Source organism: Chryseobacterium sp. CFS15 (genome assembly GCF_031118795.1).
Classification (GTDB): domain Bacteria; phylum Bacteroidota; class Bacteroidia; order Flavobacteriales; family Weeksellaceae; genus Chryseobacterium; species Chryseobacterium indoltheticum.
This window is the reverse complement of record NZ_JAVHYL010000018.1, coordinates 1-12,733: the sequence shown is the minus strand read 5'-3', so window position 1 is coordinate 12,733 and position 12,733 is coordinate 1. Positions and strand designations below refer to the sequence as shown.

The window sequence follows — 12,733 nt, the reverse complement described above, 5'->3', positions numbered from 1 at the left end:
GTTAAATATTTATATGATAATCTATTAAGTTTAATTGTTTTAAAAATTCAAAAGAATTAATGTAAAATTCTTTGAATGAATTAAGCGTCATTAATTTATTAATTTCTATTTTTTGACCAATGATTTGATACAAGTCACTAATTGCTAAATCTTTTCTTCTCTTTTTTGGAAGCTCATTGTTAGTAATTCTTAAAGCTTCAATGATTTTAAGCTTAGGATTTGTAAATTGTTCTGGATTTCCTGAGAGATTTAATTGAGCTTTTGTTTTAGTTGTTGAAATTTCCTTTTTAAAAAGATCAAAATCGGCTAGCATCCAAGACTCAGTCATATAAATAGGAATTATTGGAATAATTTTACATTCATTTATTTCTGTAATGGAAGAAGTTGCTTTAAACAAAGGTTCAAATTTATTTTTAATTACATCATCTATTGAAGAATCATCAGCATCAGAATGTATGTAAAATATATCTGTTGAATTTTCACTGTATCCTTTTTTAATACTGTTAATAGATTGTTCAACAAATGAATCACCATCTTTATTAAGTGGAGTAAGTATAATCTCAACATCTTTGTTACTATAAGAGCATAAAATATCTGAAATAGTCTTTTCAATTATACTTTTATAAAAAACTTTGTCGGTTGTTCCTTCAAAAGTATATCCTAAAAAAAGTTGGTAACTCATACTATTAAATCAAATTTTCCCATATTTAAATAATCTTGAATGTCAGAAAAAGTTACCCGATCTTTAAATAAAGTTGCTTGTTGAGTTTTTTCTGACAAAACAATTTTTGTAGTTTCGATTTTATATTTTTTATCATCGACATTAATTATTGAAATTCTCATTTGGCTAAACCATAAAATCTTTAACTGATCGTTTTTATAGTTTTTCATTAAATTACCTACTAAAACAGGAGAGTGAGTATTTACAATTACCTGACGTAACGGTGCTTGATCATCTGAAAAGTCTGAAGATAAATCTGTTAATAAATCCAACATTGTGGACACTCTCTGAGGATTTATTCCATTTTCTGGTTCTTCAAAACATAAAAGACCTGAGAATTCTTCATCATATTCTAAAATACATAGAGTTAATATTCGTAATGTCCCTTCAGATAATACTCTTGAGGTATATTCTTTCTTATCAACATCAATAAGTTTAATAATATACTGCCTATTTTCTTTGTCATCGACAATTTTTACTTCAACAAAATTGGGTAGAAACTGATTTAGCTTTCTTGAGATTTCACCAATTGCAAAAAGGTTATTTTGTGATATTCGAAATAAAGCTGCAGCTAAGTTTTTACCTGTTTGAGAAATTTCATCTTCACCATTATTTTTACTCGTTGGTTCTCTTAAATCATCAGGATTGAGTTGTAGAAATTTCCAAGATCTCATCTCTTCTTTTGCGGCCAGTATATGCTTGAAATCAACAGTATCAATACTACTTAGAACTGTTCTGTTTGCATTTACTAGTGGGATATGTCTAATTGATCCACCTTTAGAGCCATCTTGATGAATTGATACCGTATCAATTTCATTAACCTTAATTGTATCAAGGTATGGTTTTCCTCTGTTCCCTTCTACCTTAGGTATCCAATTTTCAGTATAGCTTTTAGGTATATATTTTACCCATTCATCATCTTTATTTTTTTTCAGATTTACGAGACTTTCATATATTAATTCAACATCATCTAAACCAGATTTATTTATGAATCTTTTAAGTTTTATATGGTATCTTAATCGAGTGTATTTTAAAACGGCTTCATTTCCCCATGCATCTTTTACTTTTTTATTTACTAACATTTCAACCTCAAATTCCATCATATTTGAATAATGATTAAGATCGTACATTGTAAATAATTCTAAAAACTCACCTCTTTGCTCACTTAAAGCTCTTTTGATATTATCAGTTTCTGCTAATTTTGATAATAGTATAAGAGCGTCGAAAAGATTACTTTTTCCGGATGCATTTGTACCAGCAATTACCGTAAAAGGAGTAAATGACATTTCAAAATTATGAAATGACTTAAATCCATTTATTTTAATTTTTGTAATCATATTCTATTTTTGTAAAATTATTTAATATTCCAAAGGTTTTTCAAAATAACATAGAAAGTATGTTCTTCATCGGTTACTTTGTCATCAGCTTTAATTAATGTTTTTGCAAATTTGATGAAATTTAAGCGTTCTTTTTCTGTAGAATCATCTAAAAAGCAACGACCGTGAAATTCAAAATGAGCCTTCCATTCTTCGGGTTTAAGTAATGCAATAGTTTCCAGTTCGTCATCTAGATTGATCTTAAATGGAAATTCGTCAGCAAGATATTGCTGTACCAACATTCCTTCTTCCGGAGCAAATTCTCCGTCTACAGATGAAAGAATCATCAGTAAATGGTAACCTGCAATAGATTTATTTGATTTATGCATTGTTTTATATTTAAAGTTTAATGTTCAGTGTTTAATATTTTCAAAATTAGTAATTGACAATTCACCATTCACCATTATTGACAGCTTTAGTCAACATAATATTTTGCAGGTTGTTTGTCTACAATTTTTCCTTTTTCTAAAACCAGCACAAAAGGATTGCTTCTTGCAATTGTTTTGATCGCAGTGCCGTCCATCATTGCATTTTTAATGGTTTTAAAAGTGTTTTGGTCAGTAGAAACACCGTAAATAACAGCTCCTTTTTGAGCATTTACTTTTGCTTCTACTTTTTTAATCAGTTCTGGAGAAACCTCTTTTGGATGATACGCAAAAACTAAAATTGCTTTAGGAGCATTGATAATTTCATCGGTCAAATCAATTCCCGTAGCATCTTCAATTTTAAATTTCACTATTTCAGATTTGTAGCCTTCTTTAACGAGTTTAGATTCATTTTTACCTTCTTCAATTTTCCATGGTGAACCTTCTTCCCAATATTTTGTTTCGTTTACATAATCGTCAGAATTAATCTTTAAAACTTCGCCTGTTTTAGAGTTTTTCATTGAATAGAATGTCTTATATTCAAAAGGATTTTTGATGATTTTTGCTTTTTCAGCTTTCAGATCGGTTCCGATTTTATAATCACGGAAATCAATAATCGGCTCGTTGATGATTCCAATGGACATAATAACAATCATAATTCCGCAGAATGCTCCAAAAGCAATTGATTTAAATTTATTGTTTTCAGGTTTATTATTATCTGAATAAGCATCTTTTTTAGCGAATTCTTTTCTATACAAAACAAAAAGAATAATCAAACCGACCAAAAGAACAACGTCTTTCACAAAACTTTCCCAAGGTGTAAATTTAATCGCATCACCAAAACATCCGCAATCGGTTACTACATTAAAATACGCTGAATAAAACGTAAGAAATCCGAAGAACACGCAAAGAGCAATTAATGCAGAAAGTGTGAATTTCAGTTTTAATTTTAATAACAATAAAAATCCTAAGAATAATTCAAGAACGACCACGATAATCGAAAAAAGCAGGGCAAATTTTTCTAAAAACGGCATATTGAAAACCGATGGCGAAAAATATTCTTCCATTTTAAAGGAAAAACCGACCAAATCGACAGCTTTTACAAAACCTGAAAGGATGAAAATAACAGCAATAATGAAACGTAATAAACCTTTGATCATATTAATTAGTTTTTGGGTTCGGTGGCAATTGTTTGTTCAGAAAATTTAATCAGACAGAAAACTGCATAATTCAGCATGTCAAAATAATTGGCATCCAAACCTTCGGAAACCAAAGTTTTCCCGTGGTTGTCTTCAATCTGTTTGGTTCTTAAAACTTTCTGGTAAATCAAATCAGTAATGGAAGAAATTCTCATATCTCTCCAGGCTTCACCGTAATCATGATTTTTCTTTTCCATTAAAGCCTGAGCTTCAGCAGAATATTTATCGTAAAGATTCAAAATTTCTTCAGGATTTTCATTAAAATCATTCGAAAGACCTTTCTCCAGCTGAATCAATCCGATAATTGAATAATTAACGATGGCAATAAATTCTCCTTCCTCGCTTTCGTCAATCATCTTTACATCAGTCATCTGTAACGTACGGATTCTGTTGACTTTAATATAAATCTGATCCGTAATTGAGCTTGGACGTAAAACTCTCCACGCTGCACCATAATCATGCATTTTTTTACTGAAAAGATCACGACACTCATTGATGATTTTACCGAACTGTTCTGAAGTTTTTGACATACATTTTCTTAATCTTTCAAAGATACAAATTAGGTTTTAGGTAGCAGGAATCAGGACGGAGTTTTTTGGCTATAAGTTGGAAGTAAGAAGCCGGAAATTGTATTTTTGTGTTATGGGAAATCATTCATCATTCATCAATAATCATTCATTAAACTGTAACGGAAGATTAGTCGATTTAAGTTCACCAAAAATCATGGGAATTCTGAATCTTACACCCGATTCTTTTTCTGACGGCGGAAAATTTAATAATGAAAAATCGGCATTGCAGCATGCTGAGAAAATATTAATAGATGGTGGAGAAATTATTGATATTGGTCCGCAATCTACAAGACCGAATAGCGAATTCCTTAGTAGTGATGAAGAAATCAAAAGAATAGGAACTGTAATATCAGAAATTAAAAAGGAGTTTCCCGAAGCATTAATTTCTTTGGATACTTTTTATGCTGAAACCGTGAGATTTGGTTTTAATGAAGGAATTGATTTTGTGAACGATATTTCAGGCGGACAGTTTGATGAAAAAATGTTTGATGTTGTTGCTCAAACTAAACTTCCCTATATTTTAATGCATGTAAATCCTTCTTACAAAACAATGCACGATAAAGTAAATTTTGATGATATTACTTTAAATGTCAATCAATATTTTACAAAGAAGACCAACGAACTTCTGCAAAAAGGAATTAAAGATATTATTCTGGATCCCGGTTTTGGATTTGGAAAAACCGTTGAAGATCAGATGAAAATGATTGGTGAAGTTGAGTTTTTAGGTTTTGACAAATATCCTTTATTAATAGGGATTTCAAGAAAATCTTTTATTTATAAACCCTTAGGTAAAGATCCTTTAGATATTAATGAAGAAACTCAGAAATTACATTTAAAAGTTCTGCAGCAAGGAGCTAAAATTCTCCGTGTGCATGATGTATTTGAAGTTAAGAAAACAGTTGACGAGTTTTTGAGTAATTAATTCAAACAAAAAAACCTCTCAAATATAATTTTGAGAGGTTTCCTAATAAAATAATAATATCTATTTTACCATCCTTAAAATCCTAATAATTTCAATTTAAATTGAATGGCAAAGTTATCTTTAAATTTTGGGGTGTTGTAATGCCCGACTCTGTAGAAAAATCCTAGGTTAAATTGTGAAGACAGAAAGTTATTCCATTCTAAACCTAATTCATTATACAAATGATCCAATTTTTGGAACTCAAATTGATGGAATTCTTTGTTTTTCATATCGCCAATTGTTCCTCTGTAGATAAAATCAAAACTTGAAACGTTCTTCCCGAAGCTTTTAAAATACCAAGGCAATCTGTGCGTTAAGTATGCGCCGACAAATTTGTCGTTATAGTATTTTCCGCCTTCCATCGTAGCAAAACCAAGGTATGAAGTCAGGTTAAAATTCAATCCGCCGTGACCATTTCCTAAGCCGTTCATTGTGAAATTTTTCCAAATCGGTGCATCGCCAGTAATAATTCCACCGTAAGCTCTGATTCCTGTAACTCCTAATTTTGTTTTGAAGTTGTGGACGAAAAGTGCATCAAATCTGCTGAAATTAAAATCTCCGTCTAAAGTTTTAAACCCTTGTTCATAATTCAGATATAATTCAGGAAGATTTTGTTCGTAAGTGTATTTTCCGGTCGGTGTCATAATATTCTTCGAATTTGGAGAATATTTTAAGGTAATTGTTGATGAAGTAATGTCAAACTCATTTCCTAAACCTTTAAAATTGTAAGCAAATTTAGATTCTTCCTGCGTCTTTTTTGCCGAAACGTTTACGGTTAATCCGTTTGTAATATCATTTTCATAACTCACTTTAAAACCTTCATATCCATAGAAAACGCCATTATTTAATGCAACTCCGGAGTTCATAATTTTCATTCTGAAATTCCATAAGTTTTCTGAGAAACGACCGGCAGCCATTACATCATTAAAATATTCAACTCTAAAAAAAGAGTTCTTTTCTAAAGTCGTGCGAACATCAACTCCGGCTCCGTATTTAAAGTCTTTATCATAAATTCCGTAAGCAAAATAGGCGTCAGGTGAAATGTATTTATTGAATTTCTCGTTTAGTTTAGCACCGGCTCCAAAACGGAAATGCTCATATTTATTGTAACCAATTATTCTGGCTAAATCAAAATCAACAATTCCAACTCTTATTTTTCCCTTCAATAGGCCTGTTAATGCTTTTGCTTTTTGGTCGAGTTTGTATTTACTGCTTAAACTGTCAATTTTATTATAAGTCGTTGCTTCACGGTCCGTTAAATTTTCCGTACGGTATTGATCAATGAGTTTTCCGTCAGAGTTTTTTACATCAATTGTGTAGCCTTTAAAGTCTTTCGGATTTTCTTCAATTGGTGTTTTAAAATCAAAATAATCTGCAGTGGCATAAGCGTAACTTCCAAATTTCTTTCGGGTGTTTTTGTCTTCTTCTTTTTCAGCTTTTGATTTCTTTTTATCTGATGTATCGTCGGTATCGAAAGAGGTGGATCCCATTTTTATTTTGTAATTTTCTTTTACCAAAAACCATTTATTTTCGATCGGCTTCCAGATGCTGGTGATGCTTCCTTCATTTTTAATTTTGCTGTTGCTTTCGATTTTTTTCAACGCATAAGTTTCTTTGTCTACATAAAGATATCCGTTAAATTTTCTTTTGTTAGCCGCTGCTTTGTAATCAACCTGGCGAAAACGGATGACATAGTTTTCTCTGCCGTCAATCTCAATAGAATCGGTAAGGAAGAAACGGTAAAGATTTCTATTTTCTTCTTTTATTTCTTTCGGAATGACATTTCTGTTGGAACGGAAAGCCATTAATTCGTAGATAGGCTCCTTTAAACCCGCGATTTTATTATCTAAAATATTGGTTTTCTCACCATATTTTTGTGAATATAGACTTTGTGAAGCCCTTTCCCATAAAAACATCTTGCTTTTACCTACCAGCTTCATCAGATTGACAGATTCCAGAGAGTCTTTTTTTTCCTGAGCTTTCATTGGCTGCTGAGGAAGACTTTTTAATGAATCAATTCTGTTGGCAACATACGCATTATAGGCCTTAATGCTGTCTTCATCAAAATCTAAAGAAATTTTTTCATAAGATTTAAATGAATAAGAATCTAAGCTTAACGGAGAATTCTGTTTGTAATTATCGTTGATTTTTCTGAGTATTTCTAAAGCTCTCGGATCACTTTTATCTTCAAGAATTACCGTTTGAATGTTTTGAGTTTTCGGATCGGCTTTCGTTAGAAAAACTTCCATCACTTTATCAACCACCACATCGTCTTCAAAATAGCCTTTTGCAGAAACTTCGACTTTTTTACATTTAGTCTTAAAATTAAGTATGCCGGAAATGTCTGTTTTTCCTACAAATTTTTCGTTGCAAAATACTGATGCATTAGAAATGACGGCATTATCCACAGAACTTTTAACAATAATTTTAGACTGCGAGAAAATGCTGATGTATCCGAATGATAATAGCAGGATATATAATTTTTTCATAAAAAATTTCTAACAATTAATTGAATGGGCTGATATTGAGTTATTTTTTAGTAAAATCTAAAAATATTCAATTCGCATCAGCTATGGCAAATAGAGTGCCGCAGACGTTAGAAATTTTTAATATAAACTATTTATCAGTTAAGATGAGCGTGCTTTTCTGCAAATTCTTTAGAAAATTTTATTCTGTCTTCTTCCAGTTTTTCCTGATTATCGGGTAAAATATAATTGAAAAGGATTTTATTTTCACTATCCAGAAAAATCATTTCTTTTTCTTCACCATCAATCATCTGGGAGAAAATAGCCCACATTGAAGTGTCTTTTAATCTCAACAGTTCAAAAAATTGTTCTGCTTTTATTTCTATTTTTTTCATTGTTTTAGTTGTAATAATTATATTTAGTGTAATATCATCTCTTCAAAAATTCCTTGAATTTTCGCCACTACTAAAAGCGGGGATTTCTAAAATTCCAAAAGTTTTAATTTAAACTGTATTGCAAAATTCTGTTTAAAATTGGTTGTGGTGTAATATCCAACTCTGTAAAATAATCCGAGGTTGAAGTAAGAAGATAAAAAATTATTCCATTCCAAACCAACTTCCTGATACAAATGATCGAGTTTTTGGAATCTGTAATCATGATATTCAGGATGCTTCGTATCTCCAATTGTTCCTCTGAGAACGAAATCAAAGCTTGTCACATTTTGCCCGATACTTTTAAAGTAAAAAGGTAATTTGTGAGTGAAATAATAAGCGATAAATTTATCGTTGTAATATTTTCCGCCTTCCAAAGTGGCAAAGCCGAGGTATGAAGTAAGGTTAAAGTTAATATCCCGACTTGGCGAAGCCAATCCGTTTGTTGTGAAATTTTTCCAAATGGGTGCTTCTCCCAAAAGAAAACCTCCGTATAAACGAACTCCTGTTGTGCCTAATCTTGTTTTAAAATTGTGTACAAATAAGGCATCAAAACGGGTATAATTAAAATCTCCGCCAACAACCTTCATACTTTGCTCATAATTAAAATAAAGCTCGGGATATTTCTGATCGATCAGTGATTTTCCCTGTGGCGTCATAATATTGGTAGAGTTCGGAGAATATTTTAAAGTGACCAAAGTGTTGAAGTTTTCAAATGAACCACCTTTTCCACGAAAATTATAATCAAACAAAGCTTCTTCAGAATTTCTTCTTGTGGCAAAAGCGAGTGTCAAACCATTATTTATATCATTCAGATAAGACAAAGAAGCACCTTTGTATCGGTAGTACTTATCGTTGTTGATGTTGTTTCCATAGTTCATCATACGCATTCTGAACGTCCAGAGTCGGCGATAAAATTCACCCGAAGAATTTACGTCATCATAATATTCTAGCCTGAAATAAGAATTTTTTTCAAGCGTGGTTTTCATATCAATTCCGATTCCGTATTTGAATTTATCGTCTCCTAAACCGTACGCAAAATAATAATCCGGGGAGAAATAAGGATCGAAATTTTCGTTTAGTTTTCCTTTTAAACCAAGCCTGAAACCTTCATATAAATTGTAATTGACGATTTCACCAATGTCAAAATCAAAGCTTCCTACCCGAACTTGCCCGTTAATTAAGCCGGTTAAAATTCGTGCTGTTCGATCAATTTGATAGACTTTTCCCAAACTGTCAATCGTCTTATAAGTGTGACTTTCTCGTAAAGATAAAGGTTCCGGACGATAGAGGTGAAGGGTAGACCCATCGGTGTTTTTCACTGAAAAAGTGTATCCTTTAAAATCTTTGGGATCTTCTTCAATAGGCGAAATGTAGTTGAAATATTTTGAGTTGAGATAGACATAGGTGCCGAAGCTGCTCTTTTTTTCTTTCTCTTTTTCGGGATTTTCATCGTCTTGCCCCATCATCATTCTGCTCATGCGAAGTTTTATGCTTTCTTCAGATAGAAACCATTTATTGTTAAAGTACATCCAAATGCTTGTGATATTCCCTTCATTTTTTTCTTTGCTGATGCTTTCGATCTTTTTTATGCCGTAGGTTTCCGTATCAATATAAATTACGCCACTGAATTTTCGCCTCTTCATCGGTTTTTTATAATTGACTTCTCGAAAACGAATTACATAATTCTGCCTTCCATCGATTTCTATACTATCGGTAAGAAAAAATCGGTACAATCCGCGATTTTCCTGTTTAATCTGGCTAGGGATTTTATTTCGGTTGCTTTGCAACGCAATCATTTCATAGATGGGTTGTTTCAGACCGGAAATTCGATTGTCAAGAATATTTATTTTTTCGCCGTATTTTTTAGAGTATAAAAATTCCTGAGCTCTTTCCCAAAGAAAAAGCTTGCTGTTGGCAAATATTCTTTTTGCCGAAATATCATTTGCAGAATCTTCTTTTTTGTTATTTTTAAATAATCCTAAATTATTGGTAAACAGATTATTAAAGGCCGAAATACTATCCTGATCGATATCTAAAGAAATTTTTTCGTACGACTTATAGGCATAAGAATCAAGGCTTTCCGGTGAGTTACTTTTGAAGAGCTGATCTGCTTTTCTAAGGATTTCCAAGGCTCTCGGATCGCTTTTGTCTTCTAGAATTACGGTTTCTATCGCAAAAGTTTTGGATGAAGTTGGCGTAAGAAAAATCTGAGTGGTATTTTCTAAAAAAACACTTTCTTTGTAAAAACCGGATGCTTCAATCTGGATATCTTTACATTTTGTTTTAAATTCCAAAAAGCCGGCAGTATTGGTTTTACCTAAGACCTTACCGTTGCATAAAATAACTACATTATGAATAGGAGCGTTGTCAGCTTCATTAAATACGGTGATTTTTGATTGTGAAAAACCAAAAATAAACGCCCATAAAAAAATAAAACTCAAACTCCTTTTCATACCATTATGCTCGGTCAAAATTACTGATATTTCTTCTTTTGAGAAAGCTTTTAACTTATTTTAAATCGGAAAATCTCTAATTATTCACTACCTCATTGAAAGCTTCTAAATACGAGTTTTTGTAAATCGTCATGCTCACCAAAAAAATTATACATATATATAGGATACAAAAATATTATATCCTGTAAATTTGAAATCCATTGTTTTTAGTTTTTTATAATTCATCCATAGCTATAATATGATCTTGTTAAGGTGTTTTTTTAATCATATATAGGTATTACCACCGTTTGCATTTTAACCCTCAAACTCTCAAATTCTCCAACCCTCCAACTTTTTTCTGTAGCTATTTCCGGCTTTCACTACTCGCTTTTTTGCGCCGAGCTTTTCCTTTGCGGCAAAAAGAGCTCATACATGCCGTTCAATGGTAAGTTTGCATTAGTAAAAATAGATTAATAATTTGGTTAAAAAATCAACCAAAGAGCAAAAGCAGCAGGATAAAGGCAGACGCTTCACTGATACTAAGATATCGCCCCGGATTTTATTCCCCTGCTGCTGTTTTTCTTCCAAATCCGGATAGAACATTGTTGGTAAAACTTTTACCATGGTGGATCAGAAGAAAACCTCTTTAATAAAGAATTTGTTATGTCAAAATTATCAAAAAAAGTGATTGGTGTAGATGTAGAAGCAAAGTTTTTAACGGTAAGTTTTACGGATAATGTAAATCAAGATCAGGTTTTTAATATCCAAAACAATCAACGCTCGATTTTATCGTTTCTCAAGAAATTTCCCACAGAAGATTATTGTTTGGTTATCGAAGCCACAGGTAATTATAGTAGTCGCATACTCCATCTTTCTTTGGATAATGGTTTTGAATCAAGTTTGATTAACTGTATGTCTGTTAAATATTTTTCAAGGATGAAAAATATCATCAGCAAAACTGATGCAGAAGACGCCAAAGTCATCAGACTTTATGGAGAGATTTTTCGTCCGGAAGTTTATATTCCCAAAAGCATCGAGATTGAACATCTTGACCAAGAAATAAAACTTCTGAATGATCTCAAGGAAGAGAAGCGACGGTATTCGGTAAAGCTAAAGTCACTTCGTTACAATCCTCAGCTCAATCCCAACACGGAAAAACATTATGAAAAGAGATTAAAACAATTAGATAAAGAAATACGGGAAGTAGAAATGAGGCTTCCACAACTTCAAGATGAAGAATTTAGAGAAATAAAAGGTTTGATACAAAGTGTTTCGGGAATTGGGGAGAAGACCTCCCTTCAACTGATGACCGCTACATCGGGTTTTAAAAATTTTGATTCATCGAAATCACTCGTAAAATATTTTGGATTGGCTCCACGTATTTATCAATCAGGAAAGAAATCATATTCTCCCGGTAAGTGCCGTACATCCAAAACGCACATTAGAAGTTTGCTATATGTTTGTTCCTGGACGGCAATAAAACATAATACGCAGTGCAAAGAACTTTATCTGCGACTATTGGAAAAAGGAAAGCCTAAAAAACTTGCATTAATTGCAGTTTGTAACAAGTTACTGAGGATTTGTTTTGGTGTTGTGAAAAACAAAACTGCATATCAACAAAATTTTCAAAAAAACTTTAAAATTTTAACCTGAATAATTTGCATAGTAACATAGAACATCTGGGCTATGACTGCAGTTCGTTATAAAGCCTTTAGTTATCTGTAGAATTTCTATTTCAAAGTTTTAAATTCAAAATCTAAGATTTAGATTATTCTTTTATAATTAATTGGATATATACATTCAGTTGACCATACCCGATGCGCTAGAAGTAAAGATTGAAAAGCCACAGAGTGGCGACCAGTTAATAGAACATTACATAATAGGAAACTAAGCTCCGTGGGAGCGACCTGTAAAAATTAAGAATATATCATATATAAAAGGTACTGTTTTGTAAACCTTGCCCTTGCCCGATCCGAACCCTCCCATACAACTCTCCAACCCTCGAACCCTCTAACTCTCCAACCCTCAAACAGCCCAAACCCTCTGCCTCCTTAACCTGTCACCGCTTCCTACCAAAACCCCATAAAATTATTCTCTCAGAAGGTCAGTGACTTAGGATTAAATATGAATTAAAAGTAAACATAATGTTACATAAATTAGGATTGTGTTGTATAAAAGTTCTACTTTTGCCCCACTGAAAAACGAGAGTGA

Annotated in this window: 10 protein-coding genes; 2 read left to right on the top strand and 8 right to left on the bottom strand. The window is 32.2% G+C overall.

All coding sequences use genetic code 11. The features are described from left to right. Window position 1 precedes the first annotated feature (1 nt). The 5 genes from OH814_RS19715 to OH814_RS19695 all read right to left on the bottom strand — a co-directional run bounded on the left by OH814_RS19715 (window position 2) and on the right by OH814_RS19695 (window position 4,191). A complete protein-coding gene (locus tag OH814_RS19715) occupies window positions 2-682 on the bottom strand; it encodes a DUF4276 family protein (protein WP_115619603.1) in 681 nt (226 codons plus the stop codon). Next, the gene (locus OH814_RS19710) at window positions 679-2,058 is read right to left on the bottom strand and encodes an AAA family ATPase (RefSeq protein WP_115619602.1); all 1,380 of its coding nucleotides are present in this window, start codon (window positions 2,056-2,058) and stop codon (window positions 679-681) included. Before OH814_RS19710 ends, OH814_RS19715 begins: the two co-directional genes overlap by 4 nt. A gap of 17 nt (window positions 2,059-2,075) precedes the next feature. Beyond that, a complete protein-coding gene (locus OH814_RS19705) occupies window positions 2,076-2,426 on the bottom strand; it encodes a TerB family tellurite resistance protein (protein ID WP_115619601.1) in 351 nt (116 codons plus the stop codon). 86 nt (window positions 2,427-2,512) lie between these two features. Further along, entirely contained in the window at window positions 2,513-3,622 is a 1,110-nt protein-coding gene (locus OH814_RS19700; protein ID WP_308829340.1) for a BT_3928 family protein, read from the bottom strand. A gap of 5 nt (window positions 3,623-3,627) precedes the next feature. After that, window positions 3,628-4,191, bottom strand: coding sequence for a DUF1599 domain-containing protein (locus OH814_RS19695; protein ID WP_308829339.1), 564 nt, complete (start codon window positions 4,189-4,191; stop codon window positions 3,628-3,630). A gap of 112 nt (window positions 4,192-4,303) precedes the next feature. Here OH814_RS19695 and folP point away from each other — a divergent pair, with 112 nt between their 5' ends. Beyond that, on the top strand, window positions 4,304-5,152 hold the full coding sequence (gene folP / locus OH814_RS19690; protein ID WP_308829338.1) for a dihydropteroate synthase: 849 nt from the start codon (window positions 4,304-4,306) through the stop codon (window positions 5,150-5,152). Window positions 5,153-5,226: 74 nt separating this feature from the next. On the opposite strand, the gene OH814_RS19685 is transcribed toward folP, so the two are convergent. The 3 genes from OH814_RS19685 to OH814_RS19675 all read right to left on the bottom strand — a co-directional run bounded on the left by OH814_RS19685 (window position 5,227) and on the right by OH814_RS19675 (window position 10,543). Continuing rightward, the gene (locus OH814_RS19685; protein WP_308829337.1) at window positions 5,227-7,680 is read right to left on the bottom strand and encodes a DUF5686 family protein; all 2,454 of its coding nucleotides are present in this window, start codon (window positions 7,678-7,680) and stop codon (window positions 5,227-5,229) included. A 134-nt stretch (window positions 7,681-7,814) separates the two neighbouring features. Continuing rightward, window positions 7,815-8,051 carry a hypothetical protein gene (locus OH814_RS19680; protein WP_308829336.1) on the bottom strand — a complete coding sequence of 79 codons (237 nt, stop codon included), beginning with the start codon at window positions 8,049-8,051 and terminating at the stop codon, window positions 7,815-7,817. Window positions 8,052-8,137: 86 nt separating this feature from the next. Beyond that, the gene (locus tag OH814_RS19675) at window positions 8,138-10,543 is read right to left on the bottom strand and encodes a hypothetical protein (RefSeq protein ID WP_308829335.1); all 2,406 of its coding nucleotides are present in this window, start codon (window positions 10,541-10,543) and stop codon (window positions 8,138-8,140) included. A 642-nt stretch (window positions 10,544-11,185) separates the two neighbouring features. On the opposite strand from OH814_RS19675, the gene OH814_RS19670 reads away from it, so the two are divergent. Continuing rightward, the gene (locus OH814_RS19670; RefSeq protein ID WP_308829334.1) at window positions 11,186-12,175 is read left to right on the top strand and encodes an IS110 family transposase; all 990 of its coding nucleotides are present in this window, start codon (window positions 11,186-11,188) and stop codon (window positions 12,173-12,175) included. Window positions 12,176-12,733: the final 558 nt, after the last annotated feature.

What these genes read in the sequence shown, in the direction of transcription:
- OH814_RS19685 (WP_308829337.1), bottom strand. Translation starts at nt 7,680, where the DNA reads ATGAAAAAATTATATATCCTGCTATTATCATTCGGATACATCAGCATT.
- OH814_RS19675 (WP_308829335.1), bottom strand. Translation starts at nt 10,543, where the DNA reads ATGAAAAGGAGTTTGAGTTTTATTTTTTTATGGGCGTTTATTTTTGGT.
- OH814_RS19670 (WP_308829334.1), top strand. Translation starts at nt 11,186, where the DNA reads ATGTCAAAATTATCAAAAAAAGTGATTGGTGTAGATGTAGAAGCAAAG.
- OH814_RS19680 (WP_308829336.1), bottom strand. Translation starts at nt 8,051, where the DNA reads ATGAAAAAAATAGAAATAAAAGCAGAACAATTTTTTGAACTGTTGAGA.
- OH814_RS19705 (WP_115619601.1), bottom strand. Translation starts at nt 2,426, where the DNA reads ATGCATAAATCAAATAAATCTATTGCAGGTTACCATTTACTGATGATT.
- OH814_RS19700 (WP_308829340.1), bottom strand. Translation starts at nt 3,622, where the DNA reads ATGATCAAAGGTTTATTACGTTTCATTATTGCTGTTATTTTCATCCTT.
- OH814_RS19695 (WP_308829339.1), bottom strand. Translation starts at nt 4,191, where the DNA reads ATGTCAAAAACTTCAGAACAGTTCGGTAAAATCATCAATGAGTGTCGT.
- OH814_RS19715 (WP_115619603.1), bottom strand. Translation starts at nt 682, where the DNA reads ATGAGTTACCAACTTTTTTTAGGATATACTTTTGAAGGAACAACCGAC.
- OH814_RS19710 (WP_115619602.1), bottom strand. Translation starts at nt 2,058, where the DNA reads ATGATTACAAAAATTAAAATAAATGGATTTAAGTCATTTCATAATTTT.
- folP (WP_308829338.1), top strand. Translation starts at nt 4,304, where the DNA reads ATGGGAAATCATTCATCATTCATCAATAATCATTCATTAAACTGTAAC.